Genomic DNA, 23,028 nt, shown 5'->3' on the forward strand with positions numbered 1-23,028 from the left:
GAGTCATTCATGAAAAAACGCCACCAGTTTGAAACGGCACGAGAGATCGCCGACTTGCGTCGACTGCAACTGGAACGCGCGCGCCTGGATACCGTGCGAGTCATTCAACTCCATCAGCGCAGCCACGCACGCGAGCAATCGCTTTGCGAGAGCCTCGACGCCCATGTCGCGCAATGGCGCGATGCGTTGCAGGCGCCGGACGGCTTGTCGCCTGCGCTCGCGGCTAATTGGGCAGGCGCGCTCGCCTCGGCTCGCGCCGCCCATCTGCACGCGCAACAGGACACGCGCGATACCGCAAGCCGTGTCGAACGACAGCGCGCCGTGCTGGCGCGCCACGAACAGCAAACCGAGCATGCTTGCGGCGTGGCCGCCAGGGTCGAGCGGCAATTCGAACTGCAGCGCGACGAGCAGCGTGCGAGCCGGATCGAGGACATGTATCTGTCGCGGGAGGAGCGCCAATGAAGCTCACTGTATTTCCAACGTGGCGCAATGCGCCGATGTCCACAGCAAGTTCGCCCAAGCCCGACGCCAGGCATGCGGCGTTCGATCAGGTATTGCGGGTGATGGAGAAAGTCATGTGGCCGGGCGCGAAGGCCGGCGCGATGAGCGAAAATCCTGCGCCCGCACGACAGCGACGCACGCCAGCGGAACGTTACGACCACGCGCCGGCATTCGACGCCCGCTGCTGTGCTCGCGATAGGTCCGTTGACCATGCGAGCGAGCCGCGCGGCTGTGCATCGGCGAGATCCGCTCGCATCGATGTCGAATCGCATGCGCGCGACACCGAGCCTGCGCTCCCTGACCACGATGGCGCTCACGCCGGGCACGTCACCAGGTCGCCGATCACGGTCGCCAGTTCGTCTTTCTCAGCATCGGGCAGCACTGTTCACGACGCACTGTCGCGCGAACAGGCCGTACCGTACCGGGCCGCTCGTATCACTTCGTCCGCCGCATCGATCGCCTCACGAGCCGCTAAGGCCGCTAATACCGAGAGCGGCGCCAGCGCCGGGAGCGCGCAAACGCCCTATCGTCTGACCGTGATGACTGGCGAAGCCGGCGTGTCGATCGCATTACGCATCAACCATGCGATCACGAACGCGGACGAACCCGACGCCCGCGCCCAGCGCGCCCTCGACGAGCTGCGCCGCGCCGTACCGCGCGCCGTGCGAGTCGTCCTCAACGGCGTCGAACACATTCCGACTACATCGAAAGGCATCGCTCATGGCCACTAATCCGATCAGTTCGATCAGCGACGTCGGCAACCGCATCGATTCGATCGGTCTCGACATGCAATCGCTGCTGCAGATCATCCTGACGCAGCTCACCTATCAGGACCCGCTAAAGCCGGTCGACAACTTCGAGTTCGTGTCGCAGCTCGCGCAGTTCACGTCGCTCGAACAGACACGCCAGATCACGGACAAGATCGACGACCTGCTGTCGGTTCAGTCAGCCACGCAGACGCTCGGCCTGCTCGGCCGCAACGTCGACGTGCAGACCGACACGGCGCTGCTGAGCGGCATCGTGAAGAGCGTGTCGTTCAAGGATTCTCAGCCGCAATTGACGATCGAAACCGAGAGCGGCGAATTTCTGACGAACGCCAATATTTCGCAGATCGTCGCAGTGCGCCAGACGAGTGGTTCTTAAAGGAGAGTTTCCATGCTGGAAAGCATTTACATCGGCATGAGCGGGTTGACGGCGTACGCGAAGGGCCTGCAAACCATCAGCAATAACGTCGCGAACCTGAACACCGCGGGCTTCAAGACCTCGACGCCGGGGTTCGCCGATCTGTATTACGGCCAGCAGTTCGCGCGGGGCGAACCAGGCGCGATGAACACGACGCAATTCGGCAGCGGCGTCGAGTACGGTTACTCGTCGTTGAATTTCGCGCAGGGTGATCTGCGCGTGAGTAACGGCCAGCTCGATCTTGCAATTCAGGGCAAGGGCTTTCTGACGCTGCTCGACGGTGACACCGCACGTTACGCCCGCACCGGTCAGTTCGCGGTCGGCAACGACGGCTTTATCGAGGACAAGGCGACGGGATTGAAACTCGCGGCCTTGACCGCATCGGGCAGCCTCGGTCCGATTTCGCTCGCCGGCAAACAGATCAGCCCACCGCAGGCGACGACGGTGATCAGGTTTTCCGACAATCTGTCGACGGGTTCGACCAGCTTCTCGATTCCGGACGTCGACGTCTTTGACGCAAACGGCGGCAAGCACACGCTGACAATCGCGTTCGCGCCCGATTCGAGCATCGTTCCCGGGCGCTGGCAGGTGACCGTCTCCGACGAAAACAACATACCGGTCCAGCAGGGCACGCTGCAGTTCAACGGTGGTATTCCCGAGCCAGGACGCGACCGGATCGACTTCACGCTGACTTCCGCCGACGCGCCGCCGCTCACCGTCACACTCGATTTCTCGACCGGCGTCACCGGCTTCTCCGCCGGCAGCTTCTCGAGCCTGCGTGTGTCGGACAAGGACGGCTATGGGACCGGTACGTTGTCGTCGATGAACGTCGACGTCGATGGGCGACTGGTGCTGCAATACTCGAACGGACAAACCGATGAGCTCGGCACGATCGCGCTCGCGAGCTTTGCCAATCCGCAGCAACTGGTGCAACAGGGAAATGGTCTATTCGATGCGTCGCACGCGTCGCCGCCGCAATATCGCACCAGCAATGGCGCGGGCGTTGGCCAACTGCTCGCGGGCGCGACCGAGGCGTCGAACGTCGATCTATCGACGGAGTTTGGTCAACTGATCCTGATTCAGCGCGGCTTTCAGGCGTCGTCGCAGGTTATCAGTACCGCCAACGAAATGATCATGCAGCTGTTCCAGATGCGAGGTCAGGGATGAGCGTCGTGCCAATCCGCTGGCGGCCGCTCGGCGCGCGCGATCTCGCAGCCGGCGCGGCGTGGTTTGCGCGCGCAATCGATCCATGGCGGCAGGCGTGGCTGGTCGCGCCCGAGCTCACTGTCGAAGCCGTGGACTTGCTCGATCCGTTCGACAGCGCGCCGCCTTCGGGCCAATGCGAGTCGTGGTCAATCGGCGACAACGTCTGGCTATTCACCGAGTCTCGGCAGATCGACATGCTGGTCAACGAGACGCTCGATCTGCCGAAGACGTTCGCCCTCACCGACGACGCCCGCGCGCCCCTGCTCGCGGACGTCGGCAAGCAGCTAGTCGACGAACTGCTCGATGCGATCGGTGCGGCGTTATCTCCAGGGCAACAGTCCGCAGCCCGCGTCCGTACGACAGGAAACACCGATACACCGCGTCTTCGTTTTGGCGGCGCCTGCTTCCGAATACGGAACACGAGCGGCGAGACCGTCTTCACGCTCGTCTGCGGCGCGCCGGCGCTGTGGTCGTGTTTGCCCGTCAGCAAGCCGACGGTTCATGGAGCGAACTCACCGGCCACCACGCGTCGCAGCACGGCCGTCGAATCGAGCCGCGTATCGCTCTGGGCGATGCTCGGGCAGTGCGAACTGAGCGTGCCGCAACTGGCCACGCTCGCCGTTGGAGACGTCATCCGACTCGACCAGACGATTTCCGAGCCGATCCCGTTGCTGTTGGCGCAGTCCGATTGCGGACGACTCCCCCCCATCGCCGCCGGCACGCCTGGACAACACGGCGGCAAATTATCCATTCAACTCACTTCGATAGCCGGGCCCGATACCCCATGACTCTGAGTACCCCACCCACCCGACCGCTCGTCATGCGTGTCGATCTTCCCGAACAAGAACCCGTCTACGACGACCGCAACACGACACGCCCGCAGCTGGCGCTGCTCGAAGAAGTGAAGGTCACCGTCGATATCCGCCTCGGCTCAGCCGAGATGTCGATCAAGGAACTGCTGGCGCTGCAATCCGGCGCTGTGGTCGAACTCGATCGTCATCTCGGCGATGCCGTCGACGTGTTGCTCAACGACAAGAGCGTTGCGCGCGCCGAGATCGTCGCGCTTGGTGAGCAGTTCGGCATTCGAATCACTGAGATCTCGACGCACCCATGACCGTTTCAACCCCGGCCTCATGGCTGCAAGGCGCAAGCGACGCGACCGCAGGCCAACATGCGTTATCGGCAACCGGCCTCGCACTTGCGGGGGTCGACGTCATGCGCGTCGGCATCACACTCGTGTGTTGCATCGCGCTTGGTATCGTTGCGATTCTGCTTTTGCGGCGAAGCCATCGGGTCGGCGCGTGCGGTTCGTCGTCGAGCCTCACGCCGCGGATCACCGCAGCCGCATCGCTGCGTCTGGGCCCGCGCACGACGCTTCATCTGATCGAATACGATAGCCGCGTCGTCCTGCTCGCCTCGGATGCAACCGGTGTCAAGCTGCTGGACGCGCGCGATCGACCTGACGGAGCGCGCGAAGCATGATGCAACGAAGTCGGTTTCACGCGTGGCGCTGGCTGATCGCGCTGCTGCCAGGAGTCTTCTGCCTGTATGCCGGATTCGTCGACGCTGCGCCCATCGCGCCAATCGCGCACAGCGGTGACGCAGGCATGCTGTCGCTCTCCGGTTCCGCATCCGGAGTCATCGCGGACAGTAAGGGCGTATCTGAAGCGGTACGCATTGCGACGCTGCTCACGCTACTCAGTGTCGCCCCTGCACTGATCGTGTCGATGACGGCATTCATCCGCATCGCGATCGTGCTGTCGATGATCCGGCACGCGTTTGGCATGCCGGAAACGCCGCCGACACCCGTGCTGATCAGCCTCGCGCTGTTCCTGACGGCATTCGCCATGCTGCCGACGCTGCAGGTGATCAATCACGACGCGCTGCAGCCATTCATGCACGGCCAGATCGACCTCGCTCACGCTCTCGACAGCAGTACCGCGCCGATTCGCGATTTCATGCTGCGCCAGGTGCGCGAGGATGAGCTAAGGCTGATGTACGAGATGTCGCAACTGGCACTGCCGCAAACGCCGGCCGACGTCAGCCTGTTGCAGTTGACGCCCGCGTTCATCCTCAACGAATTACGCGTTGCGTTTCAGATCGGCTTCGTGATCCTGCTGCCGTTCCTGCTGATCGACCTCGTCGTGTCGAGCGTGCTGCTGTCACTCGGTATGCTGATGGTGCCGCCCGCAACGATCTCATTGCCGCTCAAAGTGCTGATGTTCGTGCTGGTGGACGGCTGGAGCCTCGTGTTGCGCGGCGTGCTGGGTAGCTTCAAATGAACTTGCCGGCGGAGTATGCGAATGCCGACGAGACCCATGGTGAAGCCGCGGCGTCCGCATTGGAGGAGAGCCTATGGGCAGCGCTACGCGACGAAAGCGGTTCGCAAGCGCGCGAAGCCGTATTCGCGCACTTTCTGCCCTACGCACAGGCGCTCGCGGCGCAACTATACGCAGGCCGGCACCGCGACGACGTCGAGTTCAAGGACTTTCTGCAACTTGCCTGCGTCGGTCTGCTCGAAGCTATCGACCGCTTCGAATCCGGGCGCGGCGTGTCGTTTCGCACCTTCTGCACCCCACGCCTCAGAGGCAACGTTTTGACCGGCGTACAGCGCCTGAGCGATGCGCAGGAACAAATCGCGCTGCGCAAACGGATACGGCGCGAGCGTGTTGCATCACTAGAAGCGCCCGCTCGCATGAGCAAGCAGTCCGATACGTTCCAGGCTCTCGCGACGCTCGCCGCGGGCCTCGCGATCGGCTTCATGCTCGACGATACCGGCATCGTCGAGGAATCCGCCGCACAGGCCGCGCCGTATGCAACCGCTTATCAAACCATCGCCTGGAGGCAGACAACGGAGAAACTGCATTCGGCCGTCGCACGATTACCCCCGCGCGAGCAGAAGATTATCCGCTACCATTACTTTCATGGACTGGGCTTCGAGCAAATCGCCGACATTTTCGGCGTAACCAAGGGCCGCATCTCACAGTTGCATCGCGGTGCGCTGCTCGATCTGCGCAACCTGCTCGGCAATACCGAGCATCTGCATATCACTGGCTAGAACTATGACTCATGAACACGATTCCCCTACGCACTGCAACGATGGCGTCATGTCGTCCGTCCTCTCCGCGATGCAGGGCACCGATGAACATGCGCTCGATGTGCTGAACGAGACGCTCGCTGGCTGGCCGCTCGATGCACGCCTGTGGTTCCTGCGCGGCTCGGTGTACGCCAACCAGGGTCGACACGGCGAAGCGCGTACTGATTTCGTTCAGGCGTTGACGCTCGTGCCGGATCTTCACGTCGCCCGCTTCATGCTGGGGCTTCTCGAACTGCAAAACGGGCTCGTTGCGCAGGCGTCGCGAACCTGGCTGCCACTCGATCGCCTGGCTGAGTACGACGCACTGCGCGTGCTCAAAGATGGGCTGCTGAGGTTTGCCGACGATCAGTTCGATGACGCGCTCGACAAGCTCAATCGCGGCATGGAGCTCAATCGGCAGTATCCGTTGATCAACGCCTATGTCGGCGCACTGATCGCGACATTGACTGCCGAGGCCGAGCCTGCGGATCAGGCGAAAGAAGGCTCCGCGGCGCAACACGACCATCTGCTGCTGTCGGGCTATCAGAACAATCAGACCCGTCACTGATTCGCGGCCGCGCCATGGACCCCATTTCGACGCTCAATCAGGCAATGCAGGTGCTACGGCAACAACTCGCGGAAAAGGAGCAGCGGGGCGAACGGACGGCCTCCGGCCGCAAGGGGGCATCTTCCATGCAGCCTGGCAGACCGCCGCCGATTGCCGAAAGTCTGCCTGATGCGATTCGAACGCGGATCGACACGTTACGCGCGGAAGGGGTCGACGACGAACGGCAGTTCTTTCGTGCCGTGGTCGACCTGCTGTTGCTGCGCGAGTTCGGCGAAGAAATGGCCAACGATCCCTCTTTCCAGCAGATGAGCGAATGGGTCAGCGAGTGCCTGTCCGAACAGCTCGACACGCGTCATGTGCTGCGCGAGGTCTTCCGTGATTAACGACGTGCGTCGCTGACGCTGAGTTTCTGGGTGCCATGGCCGAGGACGACGAGCAATTCGCGACGATTGCGGAACGACTTATCGGAAAGAAAGCCTGAGATGCAGCAAGCAATCGTGCCGACGAGAGGCACCGACGCCATAATGCCCATCCGGGCTGTCGAAAGACCGCGTGTCTTCAGCAGATACGTCGGAAACCAGAATTCCGCAGTTCATCGCATCACGTACCGGAACAGCCTCGTCTATCCGGCGAAGCTGCCGCTTTACTTCGCCGCCGACGAATGAGTACTGTCGACGTGGTGCCAGAAGACGGCTGGACCGAATCTTGCGTCTCCTCAATGATTGGAGGAAAACGATCATGACCAGACTACTCTTTGCAATCATCGTGGCAGTCGGCCTGGCGGGCTGCGTCGTCGCCCCGCCGCCGCCCAGCTATGGCTACGGTTATGAGCCAGCGCCCGCCTATGGCTATGCTCCCGGGTATTACGTCGCGCCGTCCGTGAACCTCGGCATCGGCATTGGCGGCTACTGGGGTGGCCATGGGGGCCATTGGCACGGCCATTGAATCAGACGTTCGCGAAGGAAACGACGGCATGCGGTTGCGCCGCATCTCGGGCCATGACGCGGTGTCGATCCCGCATCGACCATCGTTCCCGACAATCCACCAGCTCTTCCGAACCAGGGTAAACATCCATCCTCTCACGAAGTACTTCAAAATGGTTGGTGTACGGAGTATATTCGCGCTCAGCAGATATCTACTGAACGGAGGAGGAGGTCATGCAATTTCATCTCAACGGTTTCCGGGTCGGCGATCCGACGATCGAGCCGGTCATCGACAATGCGCATGCTGCGCAGATGCCCGAGACGGTCGACGTGCTGATCGTCGGCAGCGGCCCTGCCGGACTCGTACTGGCGGCGCAGCTGTCGCGATTCCCGTCGATCAGCACGCGCGTCGTCGAGCGTCGCGACGGACCGTTGCAGATGGGACAGGCCGATGGCGTGGCGTGCCGTACCGTCGAGATGTTCAATGCGTTCGGCCTCAGTGACCGCCTGCTGCAAGAAGCCTATTGGGTCAATGAAACAGTATTCTGGCGACCCGATGCAAATGACCGCGGCGCGATCAGTCGTACCGGCCGAGTTCAGGATACCGAAACAGGCCTTTCGGAATTTCCGCACGTCATCGTCAATCAGGCCCGCGTCCAGGAATATCTGCTCGACGTGATGCGCCGCTCCGCGCGACGGATCGAACCGGACTACGGCCTCGAAGTGGTCGACGTTCAGCGCGACGATACGCACGAATACCCGGTGCTGGTCACGCTGCGCCATACCGATCCCGCGCGGCTCGACGAGACCGTGTCCGTGCGTGCGCGCTATGTCGTCGGTTGCGACGGCGCTCGCAGCCGCGTACGCACCGCCATCGGACAAACGTTGCGCGGTGACGCGGCCAACCATGCGTGGGGCGTGATGGATGCGCTGGCGGTCAGCGACTTTCCGGACATCCGGCTGAAAGCGGCGATTCAGTCCGCGAGCAGGGGCAACCTGCTGATCATTCCGCGTGAAGGCGGATATCTGGTCCGCTTCTACGTCGACCTCGGCGATGTCACCCCGGAGAATCGCGACAGCATCAAGCAGATCACGGTCGATCGCATCATCGAGACGGCGCAGCGCATCCTCCATCCCTATACGCTCGACGTAAAAGAAGTGGCGTGGTTCTCGGTTTATGAGGTCGGGCAGCGCCTCACCGACCGCTTCGACGACGCCATGGCCGCCGACGGCACCTCGCGCGAACCGCGCGTATTCATTGCGGGCGATGCCTGTCATACGCATAGCGCCAAAGCGGGCCAGGGCATGAACGTGTCGATGCAGGACGGCTTCAATCTCGGCTGGAAACTCGGCGCGGTGCTGGAGGGCCGCAGCAACGCCGATCTGTTGCGCACGTATTCGGACGAGCGCCAGCCCATTGCGCAGGAACTGATCGATTTCGACAAAGAGTGGTCGGCGATGATGGCCGCGCCGCCGAAGGACCCCAACCGACCCGAGGCGGGCGGCGTCGATCCCGCGGAGCTTCAGGCGTACTTCGTTCGCGCTGGCCGCTACACGGCTGGCGTCGCAACGCGCTACCGGCCGGCCACCCTGACCGGTGAAGCGACGCATCAGGCGCTCGCCAAAGGCTTTGCGATCGGTACGCGCTTTCACTCGTCGCCTGTCGTTCGCCTCGCTGATGCAAAACCGTTCCATCTAGGGCATGCCGCGCAAGCGGACGGCCGCTGGCGCCTGTACGCGTTCGCGGACGCGTCGCGTCGTGCGCTGGATGCGCTGTGCGAGCATCTCGACAAGTCGCCCGATTCCGTTTTGAGGCTCTTCACGCCGAAGGACGCCGACGTGGACAGCGTTCTCGATCTGCGCGCGGTGTTGCAACAGCCGCATCGCGAAGTCCGCCTCGAAGACGTCCCCGCCCTCCTGCTGCCGCGCAAGGGTCGCCACGGCCTCATCGACTACGAAAAGGCATTTACGAGCGACGCGACGACTGATATCTTCGACGAGCGCGGCATCGATCGCGAACAAGGCGCACTCGTCGTGGTACGTCCCGATCAATACGTGGCCCATGTTCTCCCATTGAATGCGTATGCGGAGTTGAACGCCTTCTTTCGGCCCATCTTTCGCGTGCGTTAAACCACAACGAAACCCGAACCTCCGAAATTGCCGATCAAACCCGAAGACGCCGGCGCGCTCCCCAAATTTACTGGCAGCCTGGTGCGCCGTGCCCAACAGCGCCATGCAGCGGTCTGGCTGAGCGAGGTTTCCGCGGAGATCACGAGCGTGCAGTACGCGGCGCTCGAGGTCTTGCACGAGACGCCTGGCGTCAGTCAGCGGCAACTCGGAGACAAACTCGACGTGGATCGTTCGACGATTGCCGATCTCGTTGCACGCATGGTGCGCAATGGCCAGATCGAGCGCGCGGACGATCCTGTCGACAAGCGCAGTTACGTGCTGTTTCTCACCACTGCCGGTAAGAAGCAGCTCTCGGCCTTGCGTCCGCGCGTCGAGCAGGTCGAGCGCATTCTCACTGAAAGGCTGACGGCGAGCGAATTGGCGCAGTTGCGCCGGCTGCTTTCGGCACTGTTGCCGCCGCGGGCTTGATGCGCTTGCTCCGGAAGACCGCCTGCCGTCGCGGTCTGCCAGACAGCGCCTCCATTTCGGCTCCCATAGCCCCCTCCCCGCCGCCGCCTGGTTAGAACCGGGTGCCTTTCCAGAACAATGACGGACGACGCACGCGAGCCCGCACCTTTGTTCCGGCACGCAACCTGAAACGAAAACCGCGCCAGCGGACATTCGCACGATCCGGCGTCCGCCAACCCCGCTGCGGCTCGCTTCATTCCAGCGCGGCGATCGCACTTAGCTTATTCCCAGAAGCGCCATGCACGTCGTTCCGCCGCTTACGCTCAAGCGCGATAACGATAGCGCTCGATATTATTTGTGCACTAACGAGCGCCCTTCTACGATCTCCGGACCTTCACTTCGATCTCTTTTCAAACATGGCTACGACAAAAGCGCTCAAGGCTGCACTCCTCTCGGTTCTCGTTACATGCGGCATCGTCAGCGCGCAACCGGCGCTCGCGGCGGGACAAACGGTGCGAGTCGGCATCATGTCTGGCGAGGACGAAGACGTGTGGCGTGCGGTCGCGGCCAATGCCGCCAAGCAGGGCGTCACCGTCAAGATCACGACCTTCTCCGACTATACGCAGCCGAACGAAGCGCTCGCGGAACACGACCTCGATGCGAATTCGTTCCAGCACAAGCCGTATCTCGACGCGCAGATCGCGGCGCGCCACTATCAGATCGTGCCGGTCGGCTATACCTACGTGCAGCCGATCGGTCTCTACTCGCGCAAGGTGAAATCGGTCGCGGCGCTGCCGCAGGACGCGGCGATCGGCGTGCCGAACGATCCGAGCAATGAAGGCCGCGCGTTGCTTCTGCTGCAGGCGAATGGACTGATCAAGCTGCGCCCCGACGTCGGCCTGCTGCCGACCGCGCGCGACATCGCGGAGAATCCGAAGCACATCCAGATCAAGGAGCTCGACGCCGGCATCGTCGGCCGCGCGATTGGCGACCTCGACGCTGCCGTCGTCAATACCGACTGGGCGATCAAAGCGGGCATCAAGATTCCGCAGGAACGCATCGCGCAAGAAAAAGTGCCGGGCAACCCGTACCGCAACTTCATCGCGGTCAACGCGAAAGACGCGAACGCAGTGTGGGTCAAGACGATCGTCGACAGCTACCAGCAGACCAACGTCGCCTCGGCGATCCTGACCGTTTATCACGGCGCCACGCTGCCGGCATGGGACGGCGCGCCCCAGCACTAACCTGACGCACGAACAACGCACGACTCAAGCGGCGGCGAAGCACCGCCGATCTTCGCACAGGCCGCCGGCGCCCCGTTGGCCTATGTAGCGGCGACCGTCAAGCGGCCGCATTCGGAAGCGGTGCTGGTGCCGCCGCAATCGACGATCCGCTCGGTCGCGGACCTGAAGGGCAAACGGATCGCGCTCAACAAAGGCAGCAACGTCCACTACTTTCTCGTCAAACTACTGCGTCAGCACGGCCTGCAATACGGCGACGTTAAGCTCGTGTTCCTCGCGCCCGCCGATCGGACAGCCGGCCCGCGACCGGTGCGATCAACGCGGTCACGAGCGGCCACGGCGTCATCAGAATACCGGTCTGTGTTTCGGACAGCTTCAGCGTCTGCTCGGCCATGAAGCGGCATGAGAAGAGTGGGCGGACGCTTGTGGAAGGGCGATCGATATCTGACATCAAACCGGCGAACGGAGCGAGCGTGCAGTGGAACGAACAGCGGCCCGCTCAGGTTGCGCAGTTGATCAACGTGAGGTGCGCGACAATTCGGGTCGCAAATCCATGTCAGCCGGCAACCATATCTGCATGCGCATGACGATGAACGCCCCGCGCGACGGAGTCGGCGCTCAATTCGACCGCAGGCATAGACCATAACGCCAATATGGATGTGCGCGCAGCTTCATGGTCTTCCGGCTGCGCCGCCAGGTTACGTCCCGCCTTGGGCGCCCAGATACGGTGGATTCGATCGGCGGCGGGTCAGGAATGCTTTCCCAGGAACGCTAGCAACGCGTCGTTCATTGCCGTCGGATTACGCAACTGCACCAGGTGGTCAGCGCCGGTGATGATCACCCGCTCGCTTCCGGCAATACAACGAAGGAGGACATTGTCGATTTCGCGAAAGAACGCGATGCTGTGGTCCCCTTCGATGATAAGCGTCGGTGCTTTGATGGTCCCAACCTGGACGCAACCCACTGCAGGTGGCGTCGCGGCCATAAACGGTCCCATCGTCTTAGCGTTATCACTCAGCATGGCAACGAACGAGGGCGGCAGTTTATCCCAACCGTTTGAATCTCCAAGCACCGAATCCATCATGACTTGGGTAGCTTTCAACGAATCGCCCATCTTCAATGCGTCTTTTGCCAATGGCGCGGGCTTGAAAAAGTCCCCTGCGGCCGCCTTTCCTGCCGGAGAATCTAAAACCGTAAAGACGGATGCTTCCTCGAGGACCAGCGATTTCACCAGTTCCGGGTGCTCCATCGCGAGTTGCGCTGCCACCTGACCTCCGAAAGAGTGACCGACTACGTGAACCGGGCCAACGTTGAGCGATTTGATAAAAGCCGCCAGGTCGGCTGTATGTGTTTGCATGCTGTAAAGGCTGCCGTTGTCTTGCCACTCGTTGGGGGTGTGGTATCGCATGCTGTACGCGACAAACCGGTAGTGTGCCGACACTGCGTCGCGCTGTCCCGTCCATGCTCTGGTGTCAGCCCAGGCTCCGTGCACGAAAACGACCGTCTCGCCCTGCCCAGCTTCGGTGTACGCGAGGTGAGTTCCATTAACCGAAGCGACCTTTTCAGGAGGATAGACCGACGGACTTTTACATGCGGTAAATGAAAGTGCCGCTGCCAAAAGAAGAGTCATCAAAATTATCTGCTTAGTGGGATTCATTGCACGCCTCGCTGAATTCAGTGGTTACGCCTCTCCGCGTGCAGCAGCCGAGCCGAGACACGGCGTTGCGCACGTACGAACGCCTGCCCTTGCGAAGCGTCAGTAAAGGTTCGCCGCCGGACTCTATGACCGGAGGACGCGAGCTCGGGCCGCGCAGGAGAGAGCAAAGGGGCTAGTGTGTCGCCTTTTGGCAACGGGCCCACGTCGCGTAGTCGTGGCGCATGCAGTGCGCAGCCCTGCTGTCGTTATAGGCCTATTACCTGGACATTGCCAGACACATGGACAGCTCGAAACCTACCGGTTCCGCAATGGTCGCTAGGCCGTCTGGAAGCCGACGTCCACGCGATGTTTGGTCGTCCGGGCGCAGGGGTCGAACTCGGCAATCTGGCATCAGGCTCAGTTCGGAAGTAGAACGGCAGGACGATGTACGCCATCGTCTGCGCCGCGAACGAGCAGATCGCCATCGCCATCGCCATCGCCATCGCCATCGCCATCGCCATCGCCATCGACAATGAAAACACCGGCATGCGCAGCAGGTCGATGGGGAGCATCGGTGTCGCGAGCCGGCTTTCGCGTCGCACGAACAGCACGCCGGCCACTGACTCGCGCCTGAATCGGGACACAGTTGACGTTACTGCGCCACACGTTGTAAATCTGTAGGCATCGTCGCCGCTATCAGCGCCGGCGAAACACGCATGAAAACGAAACGCCCTTTTTTCACGATCGGCCACTCGACACGTCCGTTGCAGGAATTCGTCGACTTACTGAAAGGCGAGCAGATCGCCTTGCTCGTCGACGTGCGCAGCATCCCGCGCTCGCGGACCAACCCGCAGTTCAATCGCGACACGCTGCCCGCCTCGCTCGCACCGGAACATATCGACTATATGCATCTCGCCGCGCTCGGCGGACGCCGCAGCAAGCGCAAGGATGACGCGCCGTCGCCGAATGCGTACTGGACGCATCCGGCCTTTCGCAACTATGCCGACTATGCAATGAGCGACGCGTTCCGCGAGGGACTGGCGCAACTTCTGACGCTCGGTCATCGGCAGCGCTGCGCGATCATGTGCTCGGAAGCGGTCTGGTGGCGCTGCCACCGGCGTATCATTACGGACTATCTGCTGATGCACGGTGAAACCGTGCTGCACATCATGGACGCGCATCACACGAACGCCGCCACGATGACGCCGGGCGCCGAGCCCCACGCCGACGGCACGCTGATCTATCCGGCTCAGGCGCAGAACTGAGCCGACTCACGACACGACAGCGCACCAGTCACCTCCACCGCTTTATGGCTGTTACCACCAAACGTCCGCCGAAACTCGACACGTCGCTCGACACGCTGCTTCGCGACATCCGCGCCTGCACGGTGTGCGCACCCATGCTGCCGCACGCGCCCCGCCCCGTGCTCGCCGCGTCCACGCGGGCGCGCATTCTGATCATCGGGCAAGCGCCAGGCGCGCGCGTGCATGCGTCGGGGGTGCCGTGGAGCGACGCGAGCGGCGCGCGTCTGCGGACATGGCTGGGCGTCGACGACACGACCTTCTACGACGCCTCCAGATTCGCCATCGTGCCCGTAGGCTTCTGTTTTCCGGGCCGCGGCGCGAGCGGCGACCTGCCGCCTCGGCCCGAGTGCGCCGGCCGTTGGCACCGCGAATTGCTCGCGCAAATGCGTTCGGTGAAGTTAACGCTGCTGATCGGACAATACGCGCAGCGCTTTGGCCTCGGCGACGCGTTTGGCCCGACCTCGACCGAAACGCTCGTCAGGTGGGCCCAGTTTGGACCGCATGTGATGCCGCTGCCGCATCCGTCGCCGCGCAATATCGCGTGGTTCAAGCGCAATGCCTGGTTCGAGGGCGCGGTGCTGCCGACGTTGCGCCAGCACGTGGCGACGGTGTTGGCGGGCGGCGAGCTTTGAGCGCCGCGCACCCATCCGCGCGATCAGCCGCTCGTGGTAAACACGCATCCTGGCCCGGCGTCCCAATCTTCGGAACGGTTACGGGTATACATGGATTAGGAGTCGCTACCGCACTGCACTAACATTTTTGCGGTACCGCACGGCTCGTATCGAGCGCTTCCGAATCGGGGTTGCACGTCCCACGCCAAACTCTCGCGCTGCCCCGCGAACTCCCGGTGCCGTCCAGCATCTGCACGCAATCGACGCAACGTCGACCACATCGACCAATGAAGACAAGAACCGGAGGATCAGATGGCACAGCAACGGGATGACGATCAGAAAAACAGCGGCAACGGTTTCAGCACGGCGCGGCGGGGGCTGATGCAGGGCGCGGGACTCGGCGCGGCGCTTTCGCTGATGGGCGCGCTAGGCGGCGCGGGCGGTCTGATCGGCACCGCGCAGGCAGCGCAGACGGCTTTTCCGTCGCACAAGAAGTGGAGGATCGTGTTCGTCAATCACGTCACCACCAACCCGTTCTTCGTGCCCACGCAGTACGGCATTCAGGATGCCTGCTCACTGCTCAACATGGATTATCAGTGGACCGGCTCGGCCACTTCGGACGCGGGCGAAATGGTCCGCGCCGTGAACTCGGCGATTGCCGCGAAGGCCGACGCCATCGCGGTGCCGATCGTCGATCCGAGCGCTTTCGACAAGCCCATCCTGGCCGCGCTCGACGCCGGAATTCCGGTGTTCGCGTACAACGCCGACGCGCCGCGCGGCAAGAAGAATCCGCGCCTCGCGTATATCGGCCAGGACCTGTATCTGTCGGGCTACCAGATGGGCGAGCGCATCGTCAGTCTGATCGACAGCGGCATGGTCGGGCTGTTCATCGCCACGCCGGGGCAGCTCAACATCCAGCCGCGTCTGGACGGTGCGAGCGACGCCATCAAGAAGTCCGGCAAGAAGATCGACATCCAGACCGTGGCCACGGGCGCGACCGTCAACGAGGAGCTGTCGAAGATCAAGGCGTTCTACCTGGGCCACCAGGACCTGAAAGGCATGTTCGCGGTGGATGCGGGCAGCACGCAGGGCGTCGCGCAGGTGATGAAAGAGTCGAACCTGCCGTCCAAAGGCGTGCACGGCGGCGGCTTCGACCTGCTGCCGACCACGATCCAGCTGATCCACGAAGGTTTCCTCGACTTCACCATCGATCAGCAGCCCTACGTCCAGGGTTTCTATACGGTGATGCAGGCGTTCGTGTTCCTCAGCTCCGGCGGCCTCGTCGGCCCGGCCGAAATCAACACCGGCCTGAAATTCGTGACGAAGGATAACGTCGAGCCGTACCTGAATACCTCGACGCGCTTTGAAGGCAAGACCGACAAGGAGCAAATCGTTCCGAGATCCGGCGCAATCAAGTCCTGATGAATACAGTGAACGAAACCAGCAAAGCGGTCCGCGCGTCCCGGCGCGCGGGCGTTTCCTTCGCGTCTCAATGGGCAGCCGAGCTGCGCATCCTGCTCGTGGCCGTGCTGCTGGCCGCCTACTTCGAATTCGCGAACCACGATTTCCTGCTCACCAACGCGAGCCTCGTCAACCTGTCGCAGTTCATCGCGCCGGTGGCGATCATCGCGTTCGGCGAAATCATGTTGATGATCGGCGGCGACATCGATCTGTCGGCGGGCATGGTGTTCGCGTTCGCGCCATTCATGATGGTGTTCGCGAATGACGCGGGCGCGCCGATGTGGCTCGCCGTGATCGCGGGGCTCTTGGCCGCGGGAATCGTCGGCTTCGTGAACGGGGCGGTGTCGGTTTGGCTGCGGCTGCCCTCGTTCGTTACGACGCTCGGCACGCTCTTTCTGATCAACGGTATCACGCTCACGATCTCGCGCGGCACGCCCGCCGCCACGCCGGGATCGCCCACCTTCGCCGCGTTCATGGGCGCGTGGGGCTACAGCGAGATCATCTGGACCCTGGTGATCGCGGCCGCGATGCACGTGCTGTTGCGACATACGCGCTGGGGCCTGCATACGCAGGCCGCGGGTGCGAATCCGCTCGGCGCGAGCGAGGCCGGCATACATGTGAAGCGACTGCGCCTCGGCAACTTCGTCCTCGCCGCGGTGCTGGCGGGCTTCACCGGCATGCTCGAAGCCTTTCGCATTACCTCGATCGACCCGCAGGCCGGCGGCAACCAGATCATGTTCCTTGCCGTGGCCGCCGCCGTGATCGGCGGCACGCCGCTCACGGGCGGCTCGGGCACCATCGTGGGCGGCCTCATCGGCGCAGCGGTGCTCGGCATTCTGAACGACGGCTTTACACTGATCGGTATCAACGCGTTTACGTTCAACATCATTCTTGGCGCCGCGATTCTGGCGGCGATGATCTTCAACATCCACGTCGGGCGCATTCGCCGCAAGGGTGGACGATGATGGACCAATCGCAAACCTCCTCCGCGGGCGCCAATGCCACGGCCGCTGCGCGCAGCGCGCCGAACGCCCCGCTCGCGCTGCGCGGCGACAGCCTCGTCAAACGCTTCGGCGCGGTGACGGCGCTCGATGGCGTCTCGCTCACGCTCGGCAGGGGCGAGATCCTCGGCATACTCGGCGACAACGGCGCGGGCAAGTCCACGCTCGTGAAGATCCTCACGGGCTTTCATCAGCAAACGAGCGGCACGCTCCACATCGACGGCGAGGAGACGCTGTTGCGCTCGGTCGATCATGCGCGTTCGCTCGGCATCGAATGCGTGTATCAGGATCTCGCGCTCGCGAATTCGCTGAGCATTTACCACAACATGTTCCTGAACCGCGAAATCGTGCGGCGCGGGCCGTTCAGGCTGCTCGACCACAAACGGATGCGCGAGCGCGCGGCGCAATGCCTCGACGATATCGGCGTGCACGTGCCTTCGGTGGATTTGCCCGTGGAGCGTCTTTCGGGCGGCCAGCGCCAGGCGATCGCCGTGGCGCGCGCCGTGCATTCGAACGCGAAAATCCTGTTGCTCGACGAACCGCTCGCCGCGATGGGCGCGCGCGAGGCGGGACTCATCATCGACCTTCTGATGCGCTTGAAGGAAAAAGGCGGCCTCTCGATCATCATGATCATGCACAACTATGCGCAGACGCTCGATATCGCGGATCGCATCATGTTGATGCAGCGAGGCCGCGTGACCTACGAGCAACAGAGCGCGCTGACTTCGGTGGCGGAGTTGATGGACATCGTGCAGCGGGAATACCGGGCCATGCGCGCCGGCGGCGCGCAGTGAGCCCGCCACGGCCCGCGACACCGCGCAACTCAAATCAGAAATCGATCTTCGCGTTCACACTGACCATGCGCGGATCGCCCGGCGCGATGTAGTCCGAGTACTGGAACGTCCAGTAGCGCGATTAGTGATGTTGTCGATCGCCGCGCGCAGCGTCACGTCGTGCCCACCGATGCGCGTCAGATAGTTCGCCCCGATGTTTTCGATCTTGTAGCCGCCCGTCTCCAGGTCGCGGGCCCCAAAGCGCCTTTTTGCCGCGCGCCTCGAGCTCCGCGCCGATCTCATTCGATTTCTCGAAATGATTTTCAATGGCGCGCTTGCTTCGACCCGTCACGAAGATCATTTCTGTCATGCTGGCGACAATCGCTTCATCGACGGCCTACTGAATCAGCGGACCGTCATTGCGATTCAGGAGGCGCTGCGATGCTTCGACAATGTGGGCTGGGGATGGTCGCCGCCGTTCACTCGCGACGCACTCTGCGCCGATACCGTTATGTGTTCATCGTACGAGAGCCGCAGGACGAGAAACATGATCATCGGCGAAACCGGTGAAAGATGCCGCAGAAACGACCCGTAGTCCGGCTCGAAAATAGCTTGCGTTGACAGGAAACTAACCAGAAAACAAAAACAAAGTGTCTCGAACCGGCCCACTGGAAATAACGCCGCCGCGGAGCGATAACGCACAAATACAATCGCAAAAGTGAAAAACACGCCAACGCCGCCGAGCATTTGCAGCGGAGAACCCGACGTAATCAACCGCACCGGCAAAACGAAGCTCGCCAGCGTGATGGCGACGTTCGCCACGCCAATGAACATACCGCTGCCCGGAATGAACTGTACGATCATCGACCCCACTTCCTCCGGGTCCCGCCACTCATTGGCGTTCTGCCTTGCGAAATCCAGTGATTCGCCATAGGCCTTCTGGAACACGAAGGCGACCACCACAAACATGGCCAGCGCGAAAAAGATCAACGGAACCGGCCTTTTGAAGCCGTTTGGCGCGAAATAAAGAAACACGGTTGCGGCCAGTGTGATACCCCAGTACGATCTGAAGTACATGGCTACCAGCGCTGCCAGGACGACAAACAAAGCCAATATCGCACGCGACGAGTTGTAAAACAGCAACAGAAAAACCAGAACCGAAATGATGAGTTCTTTCGACGGAACGCCGATGTAGACGGTCTGATTGGCGAGCCAGAAGGCAACCAGAAAGAACTCGGCCGATTTTAGCGAAGTGACACCGGAACGCCAGATGGCGACAAACATGCCGATAGTCGATGCGAGAAATCCTATCAAAGAAATCGAGAAATTCTGGAGACCGAAAAAGTTGAACAGCCACGCGAGATTGTCAAATGAGTCGCCAAACGCCCTGAAAGCCGTGACGGTCTTCATCCGGTCGAAGATCACCAGTTCGTCGAACAGAAAACGCGCCGGCAACGTGCTGTCGTGAAACGTGGAGATCGCATAAAGCGCGATGAACAGAATGAACCAGACCGCGGCCGAAACGCCTGGACTCGCATTCCTGCCGATGATGCCGGGGAGTTTTACAATGCGCATTCTCTTTCCCTGAACAAGTGAGCGACTCGCCTCGCGGTGGAGGAGCTAGCCTTGCAACGTCGCTGATTTTTGAGCGCAGAGATCACGGCGCTTCAAAACTAGGTTGGCGATTCAAATAAGCGTTCGGCTCCTTGCCGATCTTGAGCGCCTGGTAAGTGCCCACACTTGCCACGATCGTTCCACAGACGCTGAGCAGAAGAAGCGAGTGGAAGAATCCGACGCCGAGGAAATGAGCCGTCGCAAAGATCAGGAAAATCGATACGGCATTGACTGTTTGAATCATCAAGTCGATCTTCTGCCGGTTCGCGACAATGAATACCTGAGCCATCGAGCCATAGATCGCCATCGTGATGAAATAGGGAATAAAGATCAGGTACACTGACATCGACGGTTCCCATTCGTCGCCCATCTTCACGTGGATAATGAGGCTAAGGCCTGCATAGCACGCTGCCACCAGAGAAATGCTGATAAACGTCAGCATAGTAAAAAACTGTTTCGATGGATTCGCTCTGTCTTTTCTGTGGCCGTCGAAATAATCGATCAGATCGCGGCGGAAAACGGCGCCCAAACTTTGCGACAAGAGGGACGCAGGAAAGTAACCCACACGATACGCCAGCGCAAAGATGCCGGCGTCACGATGATCGAAGATCATCGGCATCAAAATGGCGGACGCATAGATCACGAATGAATTCAGCGTAGTGGTCGGCACACCAAATTTTGCATACTGGATCTGAAGCGCGGAGAACCTGATGAAGGCCAACGGGATCATCCGGCGCGCCGAGTAAAGGCAGATCGCGGCAGGCACAACGGTCGAGGCCAGAAAAATCCAGCTATAGATGTTGAATACGGTGGTGCCTGTGCACTCCCCTTTCGAAACCATCATCATGCAGACAAAGTAGACGGCGAACGCGGCATTCGGGAAGAACCGGATCGTCGCGATTTGCGCGTACTTTCTTTCGGTGGTGAGTGCTCCGCACAACGCCTGTTGCAGGAACACGCCAAGTGCCAGACCGATAACAGGTATGTATTCCGTATGCCCGGCCGCTGCCGTGGCCACCACGAGCGCCACGCCGATCACTATGGCGACCGCACTGGAACTCGTCATTGCGCGCACGGCTTGGGCCTTGTCCGCCGCCATGCACGCAACCTCCAGACGCAAGCCGATCACCGACCCGATAAAAAGACCACCGGCCATGAGCTGGCTGAAGTACCCGAGAGCCGTCGGCCCGCAGAACTTCCCGATCAATAGAATCGAAACGAAATTGAGCGCCTGGCTCAGTACGACTCCAGCGATACTTACGATCGAATGTTTGATATTCACAATTTATCTACGTCGAAGTCCGGGTGAATTTTTCATCGCTCTACACGACGATGGTTGTCGTCTGAAGGCTAGCCTTTCTGCGTCGTTCCGCTGGCCGGCAGTGCGTCGAGATAGGAAGCACTGCGATAGAGGCCGGCGCGCGCGCCCAGACTATAGCGATAGACATCCGTGTCGATCGCGTTGAAGATCACACCCTTCACCCGGGCATTCGCCTGCTTGAGCTGCTTGGTGGCCTCCAGCACCTGCGCAATGGAAGTGGTCTCGAAGCGGGTCACCAGCAGCACGGTGCCGCAGCTATCCGCAAGCGCGGTCGCGTCGGATACGGCGAGCACCGGCGGCGTGTCGATCAGCACGATATCGTATTGGCTCGTCTTCGCGAGGAATTGCTGCATGCGTTCGCTCACCAGAAGCTCGGCCGGGTTCTCCGGTATCGTTCCGCGCGCAACGAAGTCGAGGCCCGGGCGCACGTCACGCATGATCACCGGGTCGGACGTCACGTCCGACGTCAGATAGTCAGCCAGGCCGGGGGTCGAGTCGAGACCAAAGTATTGCTCGAGATGACCTTTGCGCAGGTCCGCGTCGATCAACAACACCCGCTTGCCGGCCGCCGATACGACCGCCGCCAGATTCGCCGAAAGGAACGACTTGCCCACCTGCTCCGTCGGCCCCGTCAGCAGCACGCGGTTGTCGCCCGATTCCGATTCAAGCATTGCAAAATGAAGCGCGGTTCTGAGTCGGCGCAGGCTTTCAATCGACGGGTCGCGCGGAAACTCGCTCGCCAGCAGGAACTTCTCGCCCGTGGGCAGCTTCGGCGTCTTGCCGGGTCGCGCGACTTTCGCCTGCGACAGCGGCACGCTCGCATAGACGTTCAGGCCCGTTTGCTCCTCGATCTCCTGCGCGTCAGTCACGCCCCGGTACAGCGCCGTACGCCCGAACGCCGCACCCACGCCCAGAATCAGGCCGCCCAACGCAGCATAGACAATCACCACAAGCTTGTTCGGCTTGATCGGCTCTTTCGGCACCACCGGGTTATCGATCAACCGCACCGTTCCAACCTTGCCGGCGCGAACCAGTCTGAGCTGTTGCATGTTGTTCAGCATGCCGACGTAAAGCTCGTTGTTCACGTTCATGTCACGCGTCAGGCGCACCGCATTCTGCTCCAGGTCCGGCAACGCCTGTTCCTGCTGCGACAAGCTTCCGATCCTGCTGCTCAGCATGCCGATCTGCTGATCGATCGCCTGGATCGCGGGGTGCCCCGGCGCGTAGATCGCGCCCATCTCCGCGCGCTTCTGCTTCAGTTCCAGCAGGCTGCGCTGCGCGGCGACGCTTTGATCCAGATAGGCCTTGCCCTGCTCACTCAGATTGAACACGCCCATGCGGTTGCGCATGTCGTTATAGCGTCCCTCGGCGCGCTCCAGGTCGTTCTTGAGTTGCGGCAGTTGCTCGCTCAGGAACTCAAGCGACTTCTCGGCTTCCGCCGCCTTGCGCTTCAGATTCTGCTCAACATACGCATTGCCGATTTCGGCGAGCGTGCTGGCCGTCAGCAACCGCTCAGAGCCCGTCAGCGATGCGCCGATGATGCCGCTGTCTTTACCCTTCTGCGAGACGGCCAGCCTGTTTTGCAGGCTTTCCACCGTCTTTTCGCGCGACTGTCTCTCCAGAATGAATTGCGTGCCCGGCTTTGCCTTCAGCGAATCGACCTGTAGCGTGATCGCGCCATCGGGCAGTTTCGTGTCGAGCTTTTTGCCCACGCGGCCCTCGATCGGCTCGCTGAGATCCGACTGCTCCAGCCGGTAGCGCCCGCCGTCCAGAACGGTCAGAACGAACTTCTCGCCTTCGAATGCTTCCGGGACGTCGAAGCTGGACACCTTGATCGCTTCATCGCCCCATGCATATCCGCCAAATCCAAAGATACCTGGCTCGGCAAGACTCCTGGCTTGCCGGCCCAACCAGTCTCCGATCAATGGAAAGCGCTTCGGCTTTGCGCTGACATCGAGGTGCAGATCGTCGACGGCTTTTCCGACCACCATTCTCGACTGCAGGATTTCCATTTCAGCCGTCGCCTCTGTTTT

At 61.6% G+C, this 23,028-nt stretch carries 25 protein-coding genes and 2 pseudogenes; 22 read left to right on the plus strand and 5 right to left on the minus strand.

Annotated elements, in window-relative coordinates:
• Nucleotides 1–9: 9 nt before the first annotated feature.
• From HDG39_RS32085 to HDG39_RS32160, 16 genes and pseudogenes are all read left to right on the plus strand, one after another.
• Nucleotides 10–462: a hypothetical protein gene (locus HDG39_RS32085; RefSeq protein ID WP_184011955.1), complete on the plus strand. Its 453-nt coding sequence runs from the start codon at nucleotides 10–12 to the stop codon at nucleotides 460–462.
• Nucleotides 463–575: 113 nt separating this feature from the next.
• Nucleotides 576–1,232 (plus strand): hypothetical protein, encoded by a 657-nt coding sequence (locus HDG39_RS32090; RefSeq protein ID WP_184011957.1) that lies wholly within the window; start codon nucleotides 576–578, stop codon nucleotides 1,230–1,232.
• Nucleotides 1,222–1,644, plus strand: a complete 423-nt coding sequence (locus HDG39_RS32095; RefSeq protein ID WP_184011959.1) for a flagellar hook assembly protein FlgD — start codon at nucleotides 1,222–1,224, stop codon at nucleotides 1,642–1,644. The genes HDG39_RS32090 and HDG39_RS32095 overlap by 11 nt, the downstream gene beginning before the upstream one ends.
• 12 nt (nucleotides 1,645–1,656) lie before the next feature.
• A complete protein-coding gene (locus HDG39_RS32100; protein WP_184011961.1) occupies nucleotides 1,657–2,850 on the plus strand; it encodes a flagellar hook protein FlgE in 1,194 nt (397 codons plus the stop codon).
• 134 nt (nucleotides 2,851–2,984) lie between these two features.
• The gene (locus HDG39_RS32105; RefSeq protein WP_184011963.1) at nucleotides 2,985–3,677 is read left to right on the plus strand and encodes a FliM/FliN family flagellar motor C-terminal domain-containing protein; all 693 of its coding nucleotides are present in this window, start codon (nucleotides 2,985–2,987) and stop codon (nucleotides 3,675–3,677) included.
• Nucleotides 3,674–4,003, plus strand: a complete 330-nt coding sequence (fliN, locus tag HDG39_RS32110) for a flagellar motor switch protein FliN (protein ID WP_260328418.1) — start codon at nucleotides 3,674–3,676, stop codon at nucleotides 4,001–4,003. Before HDG39_RS32105 ends, fliN begins: the two co-directional genes overlap by 4 nt.
• Nucleotides 4,000–4,371 (plus strand): flagellar biosynthetic protein FliO, encoded by a 372-nt coding sequence (locus HDG39_RS32115; RefSeq protein WP_184011965.1) that lies wholly within the window; start codon nucleotides 4,000–4,002, stop codon nucleotides 4,369–4,371. The genes fliN and HDG39_RS32115 overlap by 4 nt, the downstream gene beginning before the upstream one ends.
• On the plus strand, nucleotides 4,368–5,171 hold the full coding sequence (fliP, locus tag HDG39_RS32120) for a flagellar type III secretion system pore protein FliP (protein WP_260328420.1): 804 nt from the start codon (nucleotides 4,368–4,370) through the stop codon (nucleotides 5,169–5,171). The genes HDG39_RS32115 and fliP overlap by 4 nt, the downstream gene beginning before the upstream one ends.
• Nucleotides 5,168–5,947, plus strand: a complete 780-nt coding sequence (locus HDG39_RS32125) for a sigma-70 family RNA polymerase sigma factor (RefSeq protein ID WP_184011967.1) — start codon at nucleotides 5,168–5,170, stop codon at nucleotides 5,945–5,947. The genes fliP and HDG39_RS32125 overlap by 4 nt, the downstream gene beginning before the upstream one ends.
• A 49-nt stretch (nucleotides 5,948–5,996) precedes the next feature.
• Nucleotides 5,997–6,533 carry a tetratricopeptide repeat protein gene (locus HDG39_RS32130; protein WP_184011969.1) on the plus strand — a complete coding sequence of 179 codons (537 nt, stop codon included), beginning with the start codon at nucleotides 5,997–5,999 and terminating at the stop codon, nucleotides 6,531–6,533.
• 14 nt (nucleotides 6,534–6,547) lie between these two features.
• Nucleotides 6,548–6,916: a hypothetical protein gene (locus HDG39_RS32135; RefSeq protein WP_184011971.1), complete on the plus strand. Its 369-nt coding sequence runs from the start codon at nucleotides 6,548–6,550 to the stop codon at nucleotides 6,914–6,916.
• A gap of 355 nt (nucleotides 6,917–7,271) precedes the next feature.
• Complete coding sequence (locus tag HDG39_RS32140) at nucleotides 7,272–7,478, plus strand: hypothetical protein (protein ID WP_184011973.1); 207 nt, start codon at nucleotides 7,272–7,274, stop codon at nucleotides 7,476–7,478.
• A gap of 212 nt (nucleotides 7,479–7,690) precedes the next feature.
• Entirely contained in the window at nucleotides 7,691–9,586 is a 1,896-nt protein-coding gene (locus HDG39_RS32145; protein ID WP_184011975.1) for an FAD-binding monooxygenase, read from the plus strand.
• A 27-nt stretch (nucleotides 9,587–9,613) separates the two neighbouring features.
• The gene (locus HDG39_RS32150; protein WP_018422184.1) at nucleotides 9,614–10,054 is read left to right on the plus strand and encodes a MarR family winged helix-turn-helix transcriptional regulator; all 441 of its coding nucleotides are present in this window, start codon (nucleotides 9,614–9,616) and stop codon (nucleotides 10,052–10,054) included.
• A gap of 395 nt (nucleotides 10,055–10,449) precedes the next feature.
• Nucleotides 10,450–11,277, plus strand: a complete 828-nt coding sequence (locus HDG39_RS32155) for a MetQ/NlpA family lipoprotein (RefSeq protein ID WP_184011977.1) — start codon at nucleotides 10,450–10,452, stop codon at nucleotides 11,275–11,277.
• Nucleotides 11,278–11,310: 33 nt separating this feature from the next.
• A pseudogene (locus HDG39_RS32160) lies at nucleotides 11,311–11,571 on the plus strand (ABC transporter substrate-binding protein); the annotation flags it as partial.
• A 451-nt stretch (nucleotides 11,572–12,022) separates the two neighbouring features.
• Here the strand turns inward: HDG39_RS32160 and HDG39_RS32165 are convergent.
• A complete protein-coding gene (locus HDG39_RS32165) occupies nucleotides 12,023–12,931 on the minus strand; it encodes an alpha/beta fold hydrolase (RefSeq protein ID WP_184011979.1) in 909 nt (302 codons plus the stop codon).
• 423 nt (nucleotides 12,932–13,354) lie between these two features.
• Here HDG39_RS32165 and HDG39_RS32170 point away from each other — a divergent pair, with 423 nt between their 5' ends.
• The 6 genes from HDG39_RS32170 (at nucleotide 13,355) to HDG39_RS32195 (ending at nucleotide 18,081) form a co-directional block, all read left to right on the plus strand.
• Nucleotides 13,355–13,591, plus strand: a complete 237-nt coding sequence (locus tag HDG39_RS32170) for a hypothetical protein (RefSeq protein ID WP_184011981.1) — start codon at nucleotides 13,355–13,357, stop codon at nucleotides 13,589–13,591.
• A gap of 35 nt (nucleotides 13,592–13,626) precedes the next feature.
• Nucleotides 13,627–14,175, plus strand: coding sequence for a DUF488 domain-containing protein (locus tag HDG39_RS32175; RefSeq protein WP_184011983.1), 549 nt, complete (start codon nucleotides 13,627–13,629; stop codon nucleotides 14,173–14,175).
• Between the two features lie 44 nt (nucleotides 14,176–14,219).
• Nucleotides 14,220–14,846, plus strand: a complete 627-nt coding sequence (locus HDG39_RS32180) for a uracil-DNA glycosylase family protein (RefSeq protein ID WP_184011985.1) — start codon at nucleotides 14,220–14,222, stop codon at nucleotides 14,844–14,846.
• A gap of 291 nt (nucleotides 14,847–15,137) precedes the next feature.
• Nucleotides 15,138–16,247: a sugar ABC transporter substrate-binding protein gene (locus tag HDG39_RS32185; protein ID WP_018422191.1), complete on the plus strand. Its 1,110-nt coding sequence runs from the start codon at nucleotides 15,138–15,140 to the stop codon at nucleotides 16,245–16,247.
• Complete coding sequence (locus HDG39_RS32190; RefSeq protein ID WP_184011987.1) at nucleotides 16,247–17,251, plus strand: ABC transporter permease; 1,005 nt, start codon at nucleotides 16,247–16,249, stop codon at nucleotides 17,249–17,251. Before HDG39_RS32185 ends, HDG39_RS32190 begins: the two co-directional genes overlap by 1 nt.
• Nucleotides 17,251–18,081 (plus strand): ATP-binding cassette domain-containing protein, encoded by an 831-nt coding sequence (locus HDG39_RS32195; protein WP_184011989.1) that lies wholly within the window; start codon nucleotides 17,251–17,253, stop codon nucleotides 18,079–18,081. The genes HDG39_RS32190 and HDG39_RS32195 overlap by 1 nt, the downstream gene beginning before the upstream one ends.
• Nucleotides 18,082–18,319: 238 nt before the next feature.
• Here the strand turns inward: HDG39_RS32195 and HDG39_RS32200 are convergent.
• From HDG39_RS32200 to HDG39_RS32215, 4 genes and pseudogenes are all read right to left on the minus strand, one after another.
• A pseudogene (locus HDG39_RS32200) lies at nucleotides 18,320–18,478 on the minus strand (UTP--glucose-1-phosphate uridylyltransferase); the annotation flags it as partial.
• Nucleotides 18,479–18,486: 8 nt separating this feature from the next.
• Nucleotides 18,487–19,635: a hypothetical protein gene (locus HDG39_RS32205; protein ID WP_184011991.1), complete on the minus strand. Its 1,149-nt coding sequence runs from the start codon at nucleotides 19,633–19,635 to the stop codon at nucleotides 18,487–18,489.
• An 82-nt stretch (nucleotides 19,636–19,717) separates the two neighbouring features.
• Entirely contained in the window at nucleotides 19,718–20,956 is a 1,239-nt protein-coding gene (locus HDG39_RS32210; RefSeq protein ID WP_184011993.1) for a lipopolysaccharide biosynthesis protein, read from the minus strand.
• Between the two features lie 68 nt (nucleotides 20,957–21,024).
• On the minus strand, nucleotides 21,025–23,028 hold a 2,004-nt coding region (locus HDG39_RS32215; protein ID WP_184011995.1), incomplete at its 5' end, for a polysaccharide biosynthesis tyrosine autokinase.

Source organism: Paraburkholderia lebeckiae, assembly GCF_014201005.1.
GTDB lineage: Bacteria > Pseudomonadota > Gammaproteobacteria > Burkholderiales > Burkholderiaceae > Paraburkholderia > Paraburkholderia tuberum.

Excerpts from the sequence above, each read along its gene's own strand:
- fliN (WP_260328418.1), top strand. The coding sequence starts at position 3,674 with ATGACTCTGAGTACCCCACCCACCCGACCGCTCGTCATGCGTGTCGAT.
- HDG39_RS32195 (WP_184011989.1), top strand. The coding sequence starts at position 17,251 with ATGGACCAATCGCAAACCTCCTCCGCGGGCGCCAATGCCACGGCCGCT.
- HDG39_RS32170 (WP_184011981.1), top strand. The coding sequence starts at position 13,355 with ATGTACGCCATCGTCTGCGCCGCGAACGAGCAGATCGCCATCGCCATC.
- HDG39_RS32190 (WP_184011987.1), top strand. The coding sequence starts at position 16,247 with ATGAATACAGTGAACGAAACCAGCAAAGCGGTCCGCGCGTCCCGGCGC.
- fliP (WP_260328420.1), top strand. The coding sequence starts at position 4,368 with ATGATGCAACGAAGTCGGTTTCACGCGTGGCGCTGGCTGATCGCGCTG.
- HDG39_RS32130 (WP_184011969.1), top strand. The coding sequence starts at position 5,997 with ATGTCGTCCGTCCTCTCCGCGATGCAGGGCACCGATGAACATGCGCTC.
- HDG39_RS32085 (WP_184011955.1), top strand. The coding sequence starts at position 10 with ATGAAAAAACGCCACCAGTTTGAAACGGCACGAGAGATCGCCGACTTG.
- HDG39_RS32205 (WP_184011991.1), bottom strand. The coding sequence starts at position 19,635 with ATGCGCATTGTAAAACTCCCCGGCATCATCGGCAGGAATGCGAGTCCA.
- HDG39_RS32100 (WP_184011961.1), top strand. The coding sequence starts at position 1,657 with ATGCTGGAAAGCATTTACATCGGCATGAGCGGGTTGACGGCGTACGCG.
- HDG39_RS32140 (WP_184011973.1), top strand. The coding sequence starts at position 7,272 with ATGACCAGACTACTCTTTGCAATCATCGTGGCAGTCGGCCTGGCGGGC.
- HDG39_RS32155 (WP_184011977.1), top strand. The coding sequence starts at position 10,450 with ATGGCTACGACAAAAGCGCTCAAGGCTGCACTCCTCTCGGTTCTCGTT.
- HDG39_RS32095 (WP_184011959.1), top strand. The coding sequence starts at position 1,222 with ATGGCCACTAATCCGATCAGTTCGATCAGCGACGTCGGCAACCGCATC.
- HDG39_RS32115 (WP_184011965.1), top strand. The coding sequence starts at position 4,000 with ATGACCGTTTCAACCCCGGCCTCATGGCTGCAAGGCGCAAGCGACGCG.
- HDG39_RS32185 (WP_018422191.1), top strand. The coding sequence starts at position 15,138 with ATGGCACAGCAACGGGATGACGATCAGAAAAACAGCGGCAACGGTTTC.
- HDG39_RS32090 (WP_184011957.1), top strand. The coding sequence starts at position 576 with ATGTGGCCGGGCGCGAAGGCCGGCGCGATGAGCGAAAATCCTGCGCCC.
- HDG39_RS32175 (WP_184011983.1), top strand. The coding sequence starts at position 13,627 with ATGAAAACGAAACGCCCTTTTTTCACGATCGGCCACTCGACACGTCCG.
- HDG39_RS32145 (WP_184011975.1), top strand. The coding sequence starts at position 7,691 with ATGCAATTTCATCTCAACGGTTTCCGGGTCGGCGATCCGACGATCGAG.
- HDG39_RS32125 (WP_184011967.1), top strand. The coding sequence starts at position 5,168 with ATGAACTTGCCGGCGGAGTATGCGAATGCCGACGAGACCCATGGTGAA.
- HDG39_RS32135 (WP_184011971.1), top strand. The coding sequence starts at position 6,548 with ATGGACCCCATTTCGACGCTCAATCAGGCAATGCAGGTGCTACGGCAA.
- HDG39_RS32165 (WP_184011979.1), bottom strand. The coding sequence starts at position 12,931 with ATGAATCCCACTAAGCAGATAATTTTGATGACTCTTCTTTTGGCAGCG.
- HDG39_RS32180 (WP_184011985.1), top strand. The coding sequence starts at position 14,220 with ATGGCTGTTACCACCAAACGTCCGCCGAAACTCGACACGTCGCTCGAC.